The following is a 14,876-nucleotide window of genomic DNA, read 5'->3' on the forward strand; positions in this document are numbered from 1 at the left end:
GGTTCACTTCCCTCCTGCGGCGGAGCCGCCATTCGCGCTGGTTGGGGCGGCGCCACTGATCACGCGGAGGCGACTGCCTTCGCCCACGAGGTCCTTGCCGTTGTCCACGACCTGGGCGCCGAGGCCCAGCCCGCTCACCGGCCGGTAGCCGTCCTGTTCGGGGCCCAGCACCACCTTGTGGCGGCGGGCGACACCCTGCTCCGCGACGAAGACTTCCGCGTCCCGGTCCTGGGCCTTCACCAGCGTGGCGGGCAGGGACGGTGCCTTGGTCTCGCCCTCGCCGAGGATGACGCCCTCGACGAAGAGGCCCCCCTTCAGCGTCCCGTCCGGGTTGGGAACCTCCACGCGCACACGCAGGGTGCGACCGTCCTGGGAGAGGCTGGGGCTCACCTGCGCCACGCGGCCCTCCACGAGCCGATCCACGCCGATGCTGTGGAAGGTGGCCCGCTGGCCCACCTTCACCTGGGCCATGGCCTCGGCGGGCAGGTCGGCGCGGATCTCCAGCTTGCGGTTGTCCACGACCTCGAAGGCGGTCTGGCCGGGATTCAGCATCTCACCGGGCTGCACGGCCCGGCGGGCCACCTGCCCCGCGAAGGGCGCCACAAGGCGCGCCTTCTTCAGCCGCAGCCGGGCCAGGCCCAGGTTGCTCTGGGCGGCCTGGGCCGCGGCCTTCGTGGCGTTGTAGGCCGTCTCGGCCTGCTGGGCGGCCTGGCGGGTGATGCTGCGCTTCTCCAGCAGCGTCACGGAGCGGTCGTTGTCGCGCTGGGCCTGGAGCGCCTGGGCCTGGGCCTGGGCCACCTGGGCCTCGGCGGCCTGGACGCCGAGCAGGTAGTCGTCCTCATCCTGGGCCCCCAGCAGGGCCCCGGCGGCGACGGTGTCACCTTCCTGCACAGCCACCCGGGTCACGCGGCCAGTGACTTCCGCCTTCAGCTCGGCGCGGTTCACCGCCAGCAGCGTGCCGGTGAAGGCCACGGCTGGACGGAAGCTGCGCTCCTGCACGGGCACCAGGGTGACGGCCACCTCGCCGGAGGTTTTCACCGTGGCCTGGTGGTCGAGCTCGGTGTTCCGCTTGCCGCGGTGGTAGGTGGCGGCCCCGGCGATCACGACGACGGGCACGGCGATGTAGAGGAGAAGGGCTTTGCGGTTCATGGTCGACTCCGGAATATCGTCAGGATCAGAGGGGGGCGAGACCGAGGGCGCGGCGCTGGTCGAAGCGGGCGGACCAGAGGCCCAGCGCGGCCCGGCGGCGCTGGCTCTCGGCCTGGCGCTCGGCGCGCTCCGCCTGGAGGAGGTCGAGCGAGGTGATGAGCCCCTGGTCGAAGGACTCCCGGCTCATGCGCAGGGCCTCCATCGTGGCGTCATGCGCCTTGCGGGCGGCCTCGTCCAGGGCGACGGCCTTCTCCAGCTCGCGGTCCGCCGTGCTCTGCTCGATGGCGATGGACCGCTCGCGGTCGATGCGCGTCTGCTTCACCTGCTCGAGCTGGGCCGTGTTCTGGGCCCGCTTGCCGGAGCTGCGCAGGCCGTCGAAGACGGGAAACTTCATGGTGACGCTCACCTTCCAGGTGTCGTAGGGCTCCTTGAAGAGGTTGTCGCTCTTCCCCGCCTGGTAGCCGTAGCTGGCGCTCAGGTCGAACTTGGGGCGCAGGTCCGAGGTGATGATCTTCTCGTTGGCGCGGTACATGGCCTCCTGCTGGCGGAGCTGGGCCAACTCGCTGCGCTCCGCGCCGGCAGGCCTGGACGCGGGTTCCAGCTGTCCCAGCTCTGCCAGTGCCAGGGGTGTCTTGGGATCCAGGCCCAGCTGCCCGTTCAGCACCTCGAGCGCCCGCTTCACATTGGCGTCAGCCTGGAGCGCCTCGGGGATCACCGCCAGCAGCTCGCTCTCGGCCCGCAGACGGTCCAGCTCGGTGGCGGTCTGGGCCTCCAGCTTCGCCTTCACGTCCGACACGAACTGCTCGGCGGTCTTCCGACGGGTCTCCACCACCTCCTGCTCCGCCTGAGCGGCCAGCACCGCCAGGTAGGCCTTTGCCACCCCGTGCAGGACATCCAGCTCCGAGGTGCTGAAGCCGTAGGCCGCCTCCTTCTCGCCCATCCTAGCGATGTCGATGGCCGTGCCGAGCTTGCCCCAGTAGAAGAGGGGCTGCGTCAGGTTGGCCTGGGTGGTGTAGATGCTCCGGGCGCCCACCAGCGAGGAGGGCGACAGGCCGAACTGGGCGGCGCTGTCCGCGAAGCCGCTGTTGAGGATGGAGACATCCCGCGCGCGGGTGAAGTCGCCGATGAGGGTGAGCTGCGGCAGGGCATCGGCCCGAGTGCTGGTGATGAGGCCGCGGCGCTCGTCCACGCGGGCCTTGGCGGCCCGGAGCATGGGGTTCTCGTGGCGGGCGCGGGCCAGGGCCCCCGCGAGATCCAGGGTGAGCGGCGCGCGCGGAGCCTCGGCGGGCGCCGGGGCCTGGAGGGCGGGAGGGGCGAACAGGAGCATGTCAGTGCCTCGGCTGGGGGAAGGCTTCGGGGACGCCGAGTCCCCGCAGGCTGAAGTCGGTGAAGTGCTGGGTGAGCTCGGAGAGGTCTTCGGGGTAGTCGGGGTTCCCGCGGATGAGCCGGACGATGCCCAGGGAATTGCGGAAATAGAGCATCTGCCCCTGGATGCTCAGGCCCATGTTCATCAGCTCTCCCGTGGAAAGATCGGGCCGGAGGACCTGGAGGCAGTGCATCAGGTGCTCGACATGGGGCCGGATCTGCTCCATGAGCAGAGCCGAGGACACGGGGCGGGGCGCCTGCATCTCGCGGGCCATGAGCGCCATGGCCGCCTCGTCCAGCGGGTCGGGCCCGCGGTTGCAGGCCATCAGGTCCTCCATGAAGGCCTGGATGTGCCTCTTCAGCCCCTGGAGCGCGGCTTCCCGGGCCCCGGGCCCCTCGAAGCGGGGCATCGCGGCCAGCTCGGCCACATGGCAGGCTTTGCGGGCGAAGATGTACCGGAGGGCCTCCAGGTAGAGCCCCTCCTTGCCGCCGAAGTGGTAGGTCACCAGGGCCGAGTTGGCGTTGGCCCGCTTGGCGATCTCGCGGATGCCGGCCCCGTCGAACCCCTTTTCGGCGAAGGTCAGGATGGCCGCCTCGATGAGACGCTGCCGGGTATCAAGGGATGAATCGGTGGACTGTGCGTTCATAACCCCTCGTCTACGGAAAACCAATCAAACGGTTGAGCAACAAGTCCCAAGAATTAATCAATCGTTTGAACCAGTCAAGGGCAAAAAAGGGCCCCAGGGTGATCTGATTCTTGACTTGACCGTCGTAATTAAAATTCTAAATTCGGAATATGGATTCGGAGTCTCCGGTGGCCATGGATCGGAAGAACTTGGAAAAACAGCAAAGAAAGAACCTATTACTGGAAGCGGCCGGCCGGGTGTTCGGTCGGAAGCCCTTCGACGAGGCCACGATGCAGGAGGTCGCCGCGGAGGCCCAGATCGGGATGCAGGGACTCTACGAGCACTTCCCCTCCAAGCAGGAACTCTATGAGCAGGTGATGCTCCACCGGGCGGAGCACTTCTTCGCCCAGGCCGAGGCTGCCCTCCAGGCGGACCATCCCCCCCTGGAGCAGCTGCGGGCCATGTTCCTGACCTATGCGGACCACTTCCGGGGCCGGGCCATCTGGCTCCCCATGTTCATCCATGACCGAGTCCACTACGACTGGGGCTTCGAGTCCCGGTTCCTGCCCCGCCTGAAGGACATCTACGAAGCCGAACGGGATCGCCTGAAGGACATCCTCCGCCGGGCGGTGCAGGCGGGCCAGCTGCGGGATCTGGACGTGGAGTTCCTCACCCAGCTCTGCTTCGGCGTGCTGGAGGCCTCCCTCCACCACAGCCACCGGCACGGGACCGATGAGGATCCCCGCGCCTGCGTGGACCGCGCCCTGGCCTGCTTCCTCCAGGGAACCGGAGCACGGGCATGAACCCAGCAGTCATCCCAGGGGCTCACGGCACCAGCCTGGCCCGACCGGAGCGGCGGCGGCGCCGTTCCGCCCCCCTCCCAACAAAGGAGCCATCATGACCATCCGGAGCAGAACCGCACAGCTGGACGATGCCTCAGGAGAGCTCACGCTCGCCTTGGCCAAGCTCGAGCTGGAGGCGGCTCACGGGACCCCGAACAAGGATGAGCAGATCGATTTCGTCCGGGATCTCTCCCGGACCGCCCTCAGGACTCGGATCCATCCCTGGCGTGTGCGGACCATCCAGGCCGGGATCCTCGGCCTGGCCAGCCTCGCCGGGGCCGCCTTCCTCTCCGATCAGGTCCCCGGGGGCACGCAAGTGGGCCAACCCGTCCTCCTGGGCCTCGCCCTCCTCTTCTTCCTCCTGGCCGGCACCTGCCTGGCCATCTATCTCCGGCGGCGCCGGCGGGAACGCGGATGGCAGCGGCGGGAGGAGGAGGCTGTCCTGGCGGGCCAGAACATCCTGGACGAGCCGTGAAACCCAGCGGCCCGCGGGTTCCCGGGGGCGGGCCAGGTTGTGACCCATGCACCGAATTCCGCCCGGGGGCCCGGGAATCGTGATACGAAGAGAGGTGAGGGTCCATTCATGCTCTTCCTGGTCTTCTATTTCATCCTCTTCCTGGTCCTGATCTTCCAGGGCACCCATGTGGCCGGGGAGGTGAAGAGTCCCCTCGGCACCGTGCCCGAAGAGGTGGGACAGGGTTCCCTGGCCTCGGCCCGCTGGGGCCTCCTGCTCATCGGAACCGGCTTCCTGGGCGGAATCATCGGCCTGCTGGGCTTCCGCTGGACCGGCCTGGTGGCCCTCCGCCATCCCCTCATGGCCCTGGGCCTGGCCGTCCTGGCCCTCTTCGGCCTGTGGGTGATCTTCGTGGGCCGCAAGGCCGAGTTCATCGGGAAGCCCACGGCCACGGACGGGCACGGACACCACTGAACCATCGAGGTTGAATGCGAAAAGGCGGCCCGATGGGCCGCCTTTTCTTTGGAACGGTAGGGGGACTAGATCTTCTGGACGTTGGTGGCCTGGGGGCCCTTCTGGCCCTGCGCGACTTCGAAGCTGACGCGCTGGTTCTCGTCCAGCGTGCGGAAGCCGCCGCCCTGGATGGCGGTGTGGTGGACGAAGAGATCAGCGCCGCCCTCATCGGGGGTGATGAAGCCGAAGCCCTTCTCAGCGTTGAACCACTTGACGGTGCCTTGTGCCATGACTGTTTCCTGCATGATGTCTGGTGATGATGTAGCGATGACTTTCCCCAGACAAGGCCGTCATTGCGTTGATGTGAATTCCGCCCCTGGCGGGTCACGCCAAACAGGATGACAGGATTGCCGCCGTCCACCGCTTTTTTCTGCGGGCAGCTTTTCCCGGGGCGCCCTGGAGGGCGCCCCCGGCCGTTCAGAACCTGATCACCAGGCCCAGGCCCGTGATCCGCCGGTCGGCCCGGAGGTCCAGGTCCCCCTCCACGGAGCCGCCGGGGACGCGCACGCGGCCATCCTCGAAGAAGGCCCTCAACCCGAATTTCGGATAGAGGTAGGCCCGGGCATCCACCCCGTACCGGAAGGACGTGGCCCCCCGGTAGGTGACATACCGGGCATAGACCCGGGATTCCAGCAGGCCATCGACCCCCGAGGACCAGCCGGTGAGACCCACCTGGGGGACGACCCCGGTGTGCTGGATCGACTGGGTGCTGGGGGTTGTCGTGACGGCGAGTTCCCGGAGGTCCATCCGGAAGACCTGGACGCCGAGGTTGAAACCCAGCCAGGCATCCGGGCGCCGGACGAACTTGTAGGTCCAGAGGCCCTCCAGGGTCTCGAGCTTCGCGCGGGTCTGGAGGGGGGTCCCCGCGGAGTAGGACGTCCCGTCGAGGAGGATGTCGCGCGGCAACGCCCGGTCCCCGCGATAGCGCGCGGAGTCATAGGTGAACTGGAGGCCGTGGATCTCGCCCTGGTATTCCAGGAGCACGCCGAGAGGGTTGCCGTCCCGCGCCAGCCCGAGGTCCGCGTCCGTGTCCACCAGCGAGGCCTTCCCGTGCCGGCTGCCCTGGAGGCTGGCGGACACCGAGGGCTGCACCCTCTGGAACCCCAGCGTCCAGCCCGACAGAGGCTCCGGTCCTCCGCCCGGACCGCGTCCCAGCTGGGCGAAGGCCGGGATGCCCACGAGGAAGAACAGGATTGGAGCCAGGCGCATGGGCCCTCCGGTCATGGGCCCATCCTATCGGTCTCTGGGGGGAATGGCGTTCTTAGATCGCCGCTATTTTCCGGTAGGCCTCTAGGAAATCCTTAGGCTGGGGGAGGATCTCATCTTCCAGGGCCGGATAGTAGGCCACCCAGGTGTCCTTGGCTGCCACCCGGCGCACGGGGGCATCCAGGTGGAAGAACAGCTCGTCGGCGATGCGGGCCGCGATCTCGCTGCCGTAGCCCCAGCTGAGCGTGTCCTCGTGGGCCACGATCACGCGGTGGGTCTTCTTCACCGTGCGCTCGATGGCGGCCCAGTCGTAGGGATTGAGCGTGCGGAGGTCGAGGATCTCGACGGAGATGCCCTCCTTCTCCGCCTCCCGGGCCGCCTGCACGGCGCGGTGGACGGTGTTCCCATAGGTGATGACGGACAGGCTCGTGCCCTCACGCACCAGGCGGGCCTTGCCGAAGGGGATCGTGAAGTCCGGTCCGGGATCATTGCCCTTGTTGTGGGTCTGCCGGTAGAGGTGCTTGGGCTCCAGGAAGAGCACGGGATCGTCGCAGCGGATGGCCGTGCGCAGCAGGCCCGCGGCATCCAGGGCGGTGCTGGGGCAGACGACCCTCAAACCGGGGATGTGGGTGAAGGTGCTCTCGCCGCACTGGCTGTGGTACGTGGCCCCGCCCATGAGGTAGCCGGCGATGGGCACCCGCACCACCATGGGTGCCTTGAACGCGCCGTTGGAGCGCCAGCGGATGGTGGCCAGCTCGTCCCGGAGCTGCTGCATGGCGGGCCAGATGTAGTCGAAGAACTGGATCTCCACCACGGGCTTGAAGCCGCGCGCGGCGAGGCCGATGGCCCGGCCGATGATGGTGGCCTCGGCCAGGGGCGAGTTGTAGACCCGGTGACTGCCGAACTGCTTCTGGAGGCCGTGGGTGGCCTTGAAGACGCCGCCCTTGCCCTTCACCTCGCCGAGGATCTCCTCCCGGCTGGCGTCCGCCACGTCCTCGCCGAAGAGGAGGATGCGCGGATCCCGGGCCATCTCGTGTTTCAGCGTGGCGTTGATGAGATCGATCATCGTCTTCGTGCCGGTGGCCTGGTCGCCCGCCGCCTGCTCGGTGTCGAAGGCGGCCGACGTGGGATCCACCTCTTCGCTGTACAGGTGCTGATAGAAGCTCCCGGGCTCGGGCCGCGGGGCAGCTTCGGCCTCCTCCCAGGCGAAGTCGATCTCGGCCTGGATCTCCTCCTTCAGCATCTGGAGCTGCTCAGGGCTCAGGTCGCCCCAGGCCACGAGCTGGTTCGCGTAGGCGGTGACGGGATCCCGCAGGGCCTCGGCCTCCCGCTGGGCCTTGGACTTGTAGAGCTGCTCGTCATCGGAAAGGGAGTGGCTGTAGGGGCGTATCACCTTGGCCCGCACCAGGGCCGGGCCCTTGCGGGCGCGGGCATGGTCCACGGCGGCCTTCATGGCCGCGTAGCTGGCGAGGGGATCACAGCCGTCCACCTCATCCAGGATCAGCAGGCCGTGCGCCTCGTAGCCCTTGAGGAGGGCCGCGACGTTCCCACCGGGGTACTGCACCTCGCTGGGGGTGCTGATGGCGTAGCCGTTGTCCTCCACCAGGAAGACCACAGGCACTTTCAGATTCACGGCATTGCTGACGGCCTCCCAGAACTCGCCCTGGCTGCAGGTCCCATCGCCCGTGGTGGTCAGGGCCACCTGGTCGGAGGCAATGCCCAGCACCTCCTGCAGGCCCCCCTGCTCGGCGCGCAGCACCGCCTCCGCCGCGCCCACGGCATGAAGAAACTGGCTGCCGGTGGGGCTGGAGGTGGTGAAGATGTTCAGGCCTTTGTGGCCCCAGTGGCTGGGCATCTGCCGTCCCCCGCTGGCGGGATCCTCCACAGCGCCCACCGAGCCCAGGAACATCTCCTTCGCGGTGTAACCCAGGCCGTAGGCCAGAGCCCGGTCGCGGTAGTAGAAGAAGAACCAGTCGTGGCCGGGCCGGAGGCACATGGCCGCCGCCGCCTGGATGGCCTCGTGGCCCACGCCGTTGATCTGGAAGAAGACCTTGTTCTGGCGCTTGCCCATGATCTCTTTGTCGTCGATGCGGCGCGCCGCATAGATCGTGCGGAAGAGCCGGACGCGCTGCTCGCGGGTCAGGGTCGTGGCGGGCGCGGACACGTCAGAGCGGGCGGCCAAAGGCACTCCTGGCTTGGGATGGGCTTCCAGATCCATTGCGAAATCTAGCACGGGCCCGGGTGGCCCCGATTTATCCGCTTATTTTCCACAGACCTTCCGCTTTTTCGAATCATTTCGTACATGCGACACAGACCGCCGCAGATCAATTCATGACGAAAGGGTCTAGAAACTAGCCCCCAGGCTCACGGTGCCGGATACGCCGTCTCGGAATACCGCCCCCTGGGCGTCCTTCAGGTCCCGGTTGAGGCGATCCCTTCGGAGTTCGATTCGGGCGAAGGCCGCCCCGTGCTTCTTTTCCACGCCAAGGCTGAGGGACTGGGCACGGAGACCGGCCCCGAGGCGACCCGCGTAGCCCGTGCCTCCGAGCCCAAGGCTCTCCCGGATCGAAGGGTCTGCGGACAAGCGCACGCCTTCGTCATCGGTCAGCCATTCCGACCGGGCGAAGAGGCTGACGGACGGCGCCACCTGATGCTTGTAGATGAGCCCATACCCCCGGAAAGCGGTCGTGACTGGGGCCGTGGCGCCGAGAATGCTGCCCTCCGCGAAGGTCTCCCGTCCCAGGGAGACCTCCCCTTGAAGGGTGGAAGGACCGCCGACCCACTGGCCCATGAGGCAGACGCGCTCGCGTTTCCGCCCTTCGGCACCGCTGTTGGCGCTGGATCCGAGGCCCTCCTGCTCCGGCCCAGAGTAGACATGAAGCGACAGGTAATTGTCCTGCGATCCCCCGTGGTTGTAGGTGATCCCGAGCCCCACGGTCTTCCCGTGGTTGTTGTCCTTGAGGCGATCCTCCCCGTTGAACGCCCAGAGATCCGAACTCCAGACCGGACTGAAGGCGTGGTGCCAGTGGATCCCCACCTGGCCGAAGGGATCCACGAAGCTGAAGAGCAGGCCCCGGCTGGCGGTCACATTCTGCGAGCCATCGAGGAATTCCATGCCGATGAAGGTGATCATCCGCCCGGCGCGGAAGGTGTCGCGTTCGCCCGTCCACACCAGCATGGCCTCCACGGCGGCGGTGCTGCCCGTCTCTCCGGTGGCGGTCTGAACGGCCCGGCCCGCCTGCCCCGCGAGCAGGGTGGCCTTGGCGGACCAGCCCTCGGCGAAGGCCGCATCCGCCCCGAGCATGAGGCCATCGAGAGAGAACTGGCTCTGGCCCGCTTCAAGGGGCCGGAAAACCAGGGAGCCATCCGGCGTCTCGCGGTTCTGCGTCACCGCGGAAGCCCACAGGGAGCCGCGCCATTTGAGCGTGGGGGCCGCAGGCGCCTGGGCCTGCAGGACGGCCCCCAGAGCCGTGAACAGGAACAACTTGGAATGGGTCCGCATGCATGTCTCCGTGACACAAGGGAGGGGCGGCCCCAGAGAGCCGCCCAACCCATGATCCTTAAAACGCCTGCCTTAGCGCCGGGGCGGCGCAGCGTTCATAACCCCTGGGGGTAGGCCTCTTCACCGTGCAGTTCGGTATCGAGCCCCTTCTCTTCCGCCGTGGCCCCCACGCGGACCGGCGTGATGCGATCGATGATCCAAAGCATTCCGTAGGTGAAGCCGAAAGCCCACACGGAAGATATCGCCACGGCCGCCATCTGCTTGCCGAAGAAGCCCACGTTGCCCAGGAGCAGCCCGTCGGTGCCGGCGGGGTTCCAGGCCCTGGAGGCGAAAATGCCGAGGAAGATCACGCCGATGAGGCCGCCCACGCCATGCACGCCCCAGACATCCAGCGCGTCGTCCCAGCCCAGCTTGTTCTTCAGGGCCACAGCGTAGTAGCAGATCACGCCCGCCAGGATGCCGATGAGGGCGGCTGTGCTGAGGGAGACATAGCCCGCCGCGGGGGTGATGGTGGCGAGGCCCGCCACGGCACCCGTGAGCAGGCCCACGAACTTGGGCTGCTTGGCGTTCATCCACTCCACCAGCATCCAGGTGGCGGCCGCAAAGGAGGCCGCCACATCGGTGTTCAGGAAGGCGCTTGCGGTGACGGAATCGACGCGCAATTCCGAACCCGCATTGAAGCCATACCAGCCGAACCACAGAAGGCCGGTGCCCAGGGCGATCAGGGGGATGTTGTGCGGCACGTTCTCCACCACCTTGCGGCGGCCCACGTAGAGGATGGAGGCCAGGGCGGCAAATCCCGCGGTGTTATGCACCACGATGCCCCCGGCGAAATCAAGGACGCCCCACTTGGCCAGAATGCCCTCAGGGCTCCACACCATGTGGACGAAGGGGAAGTAGACGAAGACCAGCCAGCCCGTCAGGAAGAGGAAGTAGGCCTTGAAGGTCACGCGGTTCGCGAAGGCCCCCGTGATCAGCGCCGGCGTGATGATGGCGAACATCATCTGGTAGGCCACGTGGACGATCAGTGGGATGCCCGCGTCATTGCCCGTGAACATGGTGGTCAGGGTGATGCCCTTCAGGAAGGCGTAGTGGGTGGGATCGCCCACGATGCCGTGCCAGGTCGGACCGAAGCACATCGAATACCCGAAGGCGAACCACAGCACCGTGGTCCAGCCCAGGGAGACGAAGCTCTGGGTCATGATCGTCAGCACGTTCTTGCGGCCTACCAGCCCGCCGTAGAAGAAGGCCAAACCCGGCGTCATGAGCATGACGAGGCTCGCGCATAGAAGCATGAACGCTGTATTCCCGACATTCAGTGGCATGGGCGCCATAAAAGGAACCTCCTCATCCGGATTCGCCAGATGCCGGAAGTATGCAGAGAAGGGCTTGTGACGCGGGTCCACCGGTTCAACTTTTTACGCGCTTTTTATGCGGCTCCACCGTTTACCCTGGATCTTCCATGGAAGCCGCGCCTCGCCCCATCCTGGTGGCCCTCGGAGCCGAGGCGCGCGCCCTCCGCCTCATCCAGGCCGGGTTCCGCCTGGCCCGGAAACGATCCGCCCCGTGGATCGCGGTCCACGTGGAAACCGGGGGCGCCCAGTTGGTGGAGGATGGCGAACAGGTCCAGGTGTGGCTGCAGGAGGCCCAGCGCCTGGGCGCCGAGATCCGGATCGTCCAGGCACCCACCCTGGCCCAGGGACTGTCGGAAGTAACCCGCAGCTCCCACGCGCAGGCCCTGCTGCTGGGACGCTCGCGGGACCGGTGGCCATGGGCCCGGGTGGGCCATTCCACCGCCGACGAACTCCAGCGCCGTGGCCTCGACACGTGCATCGAGGTCCTGGACGACCGAAGCGAGTCAGCGGGCCCAGAACACCGGGGCACCGGCTTCGGGGCCATGGTGGGCACCCTCAGTGTCCTGGCGGCCTGCTCGGGGCTGGCCTGGCTGGTACCGCGGGAGGGGAACATCGCCCTGGTGCTGCCGGTCTACCTGGCCGCGGTGGCCTTCATCGCCCACCGCTGGGGCCAGGGGCTCGCCGTGCTGGCCTCGGTCCTGGCTGCGTTGCTCTACAGCTTCCTGCTGGAGACGCCCCGCTTCAGCGACGCCGCGGCTCACTGGCCGAACCTGCTCTTCTTCCTGGCCATGCTGCTTGCCGCACAGGCCGTGGTGGGGCTCCTCCACCGGCTGCGGGACCAGGCCCGCGAGGTGCAGCGCCGGGAGGTGCACACCGCCTCGCTGTACCTGCTGGGCCGGGCCCTGGCACGCAGCCTCACCCCGAGGCAAGTGGCCGACACCGCGGTGGAACACCTTCGCCGCGTGTTCAAGGCGGAGGCCTGCCTGCTGTTTCCCGAAGGTTCCGGATGGCGGGCTCTGCCTCCCCCCTCTCTGGATCTGGGCCTGCCCCCGCCTGAAGAACTGCTGCCCCGGCTGGACGTCGGGGAGCGACTCGGGGATCCACTGGAGCCGCTCTCCATCGGCCGGGCCTACTGCCTTTCCCTCACGGGCACGGACCGGAGCGAAGGCGTCCTCCAGGTGCGGCCTCGGGAGACGGCCGACCTGCCACCGGGCACCTGGGAGCTGCTGAAGGCCTTTGCCGTCCAGATCGCCCTGGCCCTTGAGCGCCTGCGCTGGCTGGAGGAAGCGCGCAAGGCCCAGGTGGAGAGCGAGACAGAACGCATGCGGAGCACCCTTCTGGGGGCCATCGGGCATGATCTCCGGACGCCCCTCGCCGCCATTCATGGGGCGGCCGGCAGCCTCCTGCTGCCCGGCCAGATCCCAGAATCCACCCGGCGCGACCTGCTCACCATGATCCAGGACGAAAGCGAACGGCTGGCCCAGCTGCTGGGGAACCTCCTCGATCTCACTCGGCTGGAGAGCGGAAACATCCAGGTCCAGAAGGAATGGCAGCCCATTGAAGAGGTCGTCGGTTCGGCCCTGGGCCGGATGGAGCGCCGCCAGGGCGCGCTGCCTGTGCATGTGGACCTGCCACAGGACCTGACCCTGGCCCCTTTCGATGCGGTTCTCATCGAGCAGGTGCTCGTCAACCTCCTGACGAACGCCCAGCGCCATGCACCAGGGCTGGAAACAGATCTGAGGGCCTGGGACGAGCCGGGCTGGGTTCACCTGGAAGTGGCCGATCGGGGGCCGGGCATCCCGAGCGGGTTCGAGGATCGGATCTTCGACAAGTTCTTCCGCCTGCCGGAGGCGCGTGAAGGCGGCGTGGGCCTGGGGCTCGCCATCTGCCGAGCCATCGTCCAGGCCCATGGGGGAAGGATCTATGTGGAGGAGCGATCAGGCGGCGGTTCCAGCTTCCGCTTCGCCCTGCCCCTCGATGGCACCCCGCCCCAGCCCCCGGAAGGTGCCCGGTGAGCCAACCGCTGATTCTCATCATCGAGGATGAAGAGGCCCTCCGCCGCTTCCTGATCCCCACCCTCTCCGGCCAGAAATACCAGGTGCTGAGCGCGGCCACCGCCGTCGAGGGCCTGGCCCTGGCGCGCAGCCACAACCCGGACCTGGTGCTGCTGGACCTGGGCCTGCCCGACCGGGATGGCATGGACGTGCTGAAGGAGATCCGGAGCTGGAGCCGCAAACCGGTGGTGATCCTGAGCGCCCGCAACCAGGAACGCGACAAGGTGCGGGCCCTCGACCAGGGCGCCGACGACTACCTCGCCAAACCCTTCGGCGCCGCGGAACTGCTGGCCCGGATCCGCGTGGCGCTGCGCCACACCCTCCTGACCGAAGTGGCCGAACTCGTGGTCAGCAGCGGCGGCTTCCGGATCGACCTCGAGCGGCGGGAGGTCAGCCTGGGAGGCCGGATCGTGAAGCTGACCGCTCTGGAATACCGTCTGCTGGAGGCTCTGGTGCGCCGCAACGGAAAGGTGGCCACCCACAGCCAGCTGCTGGCGGAAGTCTGGGGTCCCGGGGGTGAGGGCAACACCCACTACCTCCGCATCTACATGGCCATGCTCCGCCGCAAGCTCGAGGCTGACCCCACCCGGCCCCGGCATTTCATCACTGAACCGAACGTCGGCTACCGCCTGAATCTGGACGCCCCCACGCCATGATCCAGGATCCAGGCATTGATCCAGAATTCCGGTACAATCGCCTCTTTGCGAGCCCGCCGATGTCTTTGTCCCCTGCCGAGATCCGCGCCATCCACGATCTGCCTGTGCCCGAACTGCTCTACCGGGCGGCCACGGCCCATCGGCAGCATTGGAACGCGGAGGAAATCCAGTTCTGCACCCTGGATTCCATCAAGACCGGCGCGTGTCCCGAGGACTGCGCCTACTGCCCCCAGAGCGCCCGCTATCAGACCGATCTGAAGGTGGAACCCCTCAAGGATGTGGACAAGGTGCTGGCTGGTGCCGCCGAGGCGAAGGCCAACGGCTCGACCCGCTACTGCATGGGCGCGGCCTGGCGCGAGGTGAAGGACGATGCCAACTTCGATGCCGTGCTCGACATGGTGCAGGGCGTCTCCGGCATGGGCATGGAGGTCTGCGTCACCCTCGGCATGCTCAATGAGGCCCAGGCCAAGCGCCTGAAGGCGGCGGGCTGCCAAGTCTACAACCACAACATCGACTCCAGCCGCGACTTCTACGAGACCATCATCCACACGCGGAAATTCGATGAGCGGCTGGAGACCATCGCCGCCGTGCGTGCTGCGGGCCTGGAGGTCTGCTCCGGCGGCATCGTGGGCATGGGCGAGACGGTGGATCAGCGCATCCACTTCCTCCAGGAGCTGACGGAGCTGGAGCCGGCACCCGAGAGCATCCCCATCAACCAGTTCGTGGCCGTGGACGGCACGCCGCTGGCGAACGTGGATCCCCTGCCTCCGCTGGAGCTGGTCCGCATGATCGCCACGGCCCGCATCCTCTTCCCCAAGAGCCGCATCCGCCTCAGCGCCGGCCGCACGCAGATGAGCGACGAGCTGCAGGCCCTCTGCTTCTTCGCGGGCGCCAATTCCATCTTCACGGGCGAGAAGCTCCTCACCACCCCCAACCCCGGCGGCAACCACGACCACTGGCTGCTGAGCGCCCTGGGCATGCGGGTGGAGGGCGCCCCCGTTAAGAGTGCCTAACCAAACCCCCACGGGGCCGCGCGAGGGCCGCCGGGCGAGCGAGGCGAGGAACGCGAGGAGACGCGTAGCGGGTACTACGCGCGACGAGCGTGACGCGGCATCGCGACGCCCGCCGGTCCTCGCCCGGAGGGAGAAAGCCAG

Annotated in this window: 14 protein-coding genes; 6 read left to right on the top strand and 8 right to left on the bottom strand. The window is 67.6% G+C overall.

What is annotated here, in order from left to right; translation table 11 throughout:
* Nucleotides 1–3: 3 nt before the first annotated feature.
* From QSJ30_RS12430 to QSJ30_RS12440, 3 genes are read right to left on the bottom strand one after another with little or no spacing between them, the layout of a single operon-like run.
* Nucleotides 4–1,149: an efflux RND transporter periplasmic adaptor subunit gene (locus tag QSJ30_RS12430; RefSeq protein WP_285609728.1), complete on the bottom strand. Its 1,146-nt coding sequence runs from the start codon at nt 1,147–1,149 to the stop codon at nt 4–6.
* 25 nt (nt 1,150–1,174) lie between these two features.
* Nucleotides 1,175–2,476, bottom strand: a complete 1,302-nt coding sequence (locus QSJ30_RS12435; RefSeq protein ID WP_285609730.1) for a TolC family protein — start codon at nt 2,474–2,476, stop codon at nt 1,175–1,177.
* 1 nt (nt 2,477) lies between these two features.
* Nucleotides 2,478–3,161, bottom strand: coding sequence for a TetR/AcrR family transcriptional regulator (locus QSJ30_RS12440; protein ID WP_285609732.1), 684 nt, complete (start codon nt 3,159–3,161; stop codon nt 2,478–2,480).
* A gap of 173 nt (nt 3,162–3,334) precedes the next feature.
* Between QSJ30_RS12440 and QSJ30_RS12445 the strand changes: the two genes are divergently transcribed.
* From QSJ30_RS12445 to QSJ30_RS12455, 3 genes are all read left to right on the top strand, one after another.
* Nucleotides 3,335–3,943 (top strand): TetR/AcrR family transcriptional regulator, encoded by a 609-nt coding sequence (locus QSJ30_RS12445; protein WP_285609734.1) that lies wholly within the window; start codon nt 3,335–3,337, stop codon nt 3,941–3,943.
* 94 nt (nt 3,944–4,037) lie between these two features.
* Nucleotides 4,038–4,457, top strand: coding sequence for a hypothetical protein (locus tag QSJ30_RS12450; protein WP_285609735.1), 420 nt, complete (start codon nt 4,038–4,040; stop codon nt 4,455–4,457).
* Between the two features lie 108 nt (nt 4,458–4,565).
* Nucleotides 4,566–4,910: a hypothetical protein gene (locus QSJ30_RS12455; RefSeq protein WP_285609737.1), complete on the top strand. Its 345-nt coding sequence runs from the start codon at nt 4,566–4,568 to the stop codon at nt 4,908–4,910.
* A 65-nt stretch (nt 4,911–4,975) separates the two neighbouring features.
* Here the strand turns inward: QSJ30_RS12455 and QSJ30_RS12460 are convergent, their stop codons facing one another.
* The 5 genes from QSJ30_RS12460 to QSJ30_RS12480 all read right to left on the bottom strand — a co-directional run bounded on the left by QSJ30_RS12460 (nt 4,976) and on the right by QSJ30_RS12480 (nt 10,982).
* Entirely contained in the window at nt 4,976–5,179 is a 204-nt protein-coding gene (locus tag QSJ30_RS12460) for a cold-shock protein (RefSeq protein WP_257306334.1), read from the bottom strand.
* A gap of 187 nt (nt 5,180–5,366) precedes the next feature.
* The gene (locus tag QSJ30_RS12465; protein WP_285609744.1) at nt 5,367–6,158 is read right to left on the bottom strand and encodes a hypothetical protein; all 792 of its coding nucleotides are present in this window, start codon (nt 6,156–6,158) and stop codon (nt 5,367–5,369) included.
* 52 nt (nt 6,159–6,210) lie between these two features.
* Nucleotides 6,211–8,343 (bottom strand): alpha-ketoacid dehydrogenase subunit alpha/beta, encoded by a 2,133-nt coding sequence (locus tag QSJ30_RS12470; RefSeq protein WP_420798794.1) that lies wholly within the window; start codon nt 8,341–8,343, stop codon nt 6,211–6,213.
* A 156-nt stretch (nt 8,344–8,499) separates the two neighbouring features.
* The gene (locus tag QSJ30_RS12475) at nt 8,500–9,657 is read right to left on the bottom strand and encodes an outer membrane beta-barrel protein (RefSeq protein WP_285609748.1); all 1,158 of its coding nucleotides are present in this window, start codon (nt 9,655–9,657) and stop codon (nt 8,500–8,502) included.
* A gap of 95 nt (nt 9,658–9,752) precedes the next feature.
* A complete protein-coding gene (locus tag QSJ30_RS12480) occupies nt 9,753–10,982 on the bottom strand; it encodes an ammonium transporter (RefSeq protein WP_420798795.1) in 1,230 nt (409 codons plus the stop codon).
* A 137-nt stretch (nt 10,983–11,119) separates the two neighbouring features.
* On the opposite strand from QSJ30_RS12480, the gene QSJ30_RS12485 reads away from it, so the two are divergent.
* Genes QSJ30_RS12485 through bioB form a run of 3 tightly spaced genes read left to right on the top strand, consistent with a single transcriptional unit; the run spans nt 11,120 to nt 14,735 of the window.
* Entirely contained in the window at nt 11,120–13,027 is a 1,908-nt protein-coding gene (locus QSJ30_RS12485; protein ID WP_285609752.1) for an ATP-binding protein, read from the top strand.
* Nucleotides 13,024–13,722, top strand: coding sequence for a response regulator (locus QSJ30_RS12490; protein ID WP_285609754.1), 699 nt, complete (start codon nt 13,024–13,026; stop codon nt 13,720–13,722). Before QSJ30_RS12485 ends, QSJ30_RS12490 begins: the two co-directional genes overlap by 4 nt.
* A gap of 59 nt (nt 13,723–13,781) precedes the next feature.
* Nucleotides 13,782–14,735: a biotin synthase BioB gene (bioB, locus tag QSJ30_RS12495; protein ID WP_285609755.1), complete on the top strand. Its 954-nt coding sequence runs from the start codon at nt 13,782–13,784 to the stop codon at nt 14,733–14,735.
* Nucleotides 14,736–14,876: the final 141 nt, after the last annotated feature.

Origin of the sequence: Geothrix edaphica (assembly GCF_030268045.1) — a bacterium.
In the GTDB taxonomy this organism is placed as follows: Bacteria; Acidobacteriota; Holophagae; order Holophagales; family Holophagaceae; genus Geothrix; species Geothrix edaphica.

Bases quoted from the DNA above. Each gene is read 5' to 3' on its own strand.
- QSJ30_RS12480 (WP_420798795.1), bottom strand. From the start codon at position 10,982: ATGCCACTGAATGTCGGGAATACAGCGTTCATGCTTCTATGCGCGAGC.
- bioB (WP_285609755.1), top strand. From the start codon at position 13,782: ATGTCTTTGTCCCCTGCCGAGATCCGCGCCATCCACGATCTGCCTGTG.
- QSJ30_RS12445 (WP_285609734.1), top strand. From the start codon at position 3,335: ATGGATCGGAAGAACTTGGAAAAACAGCAAAGAAAGAACCTATTACTG.
- QSJ30_RS12465 (WP_285609744.1), bottom strand. From the start codon at position 6,158: ATGCGCCTGGCTCCAATCCTGTTCTTCCTCGTGGGCATCCCGGCCTTC.
- QSJ30_RS12440 (WP_285609732.1), bottom strand. From the start codon at position 3,161: ATGAACGCACAGTCCACCGATTCATCCCTTGATACCCGGCAGCGTCTC.
- QSJ30_RS12485 (WP_285609752.1), top strand. From the start codon at position 11,120: ATGGAAGCCGCGCCTCGCCCCATCCTGGTGGCCCTCGGAGCCGAGGCG.
- QSJ30_RS12450 (WP_285609735.1), top strand. From the start codon at position 4,038: ATGACCATCCGGAGCAGAACCGCACAGCTGGACGATGCCTCAGGAGAG.
- QSJ30_RS12475 (WP_285609748.1), bottom strand. From the start codon at position 9,657: ATGCGGACCCATTCCAAGTTGTTCCTGTTCACGGCTCTGGGGGCCGTC.
- QSJ30_RS12435 (WP_285609730.1), bottom strand. From the start codon at position 2,476: ATGCTCCTGTTCGCCCCTCCCGCCCTCCAGGCCCCGGCGCCCGCCGAG.
- QSJ30_RS12460 (WP_257306334.1), bottom strand. From the start codon at position 5,179: ATGGCACAAGGCACCGTCAAGTGGTTCAACGCTGAGAAGGGCTTCGGC.
- QSJ30_RS12430 (WP_285609728.1), bottom strand. From the start codon at position 1,149: ATGAACCGCAAAGCCCTTCTCCTCTACATCGCCGTGCCCGTCGTCGTG.
- QSJ30_RS12455 (WP_285609737.1), top strand. From the start codon at position 4,566: ATGCTCTTCCTGGTCTTCTATTTCATCCTCTTCCTGGTCCTGATCTTC.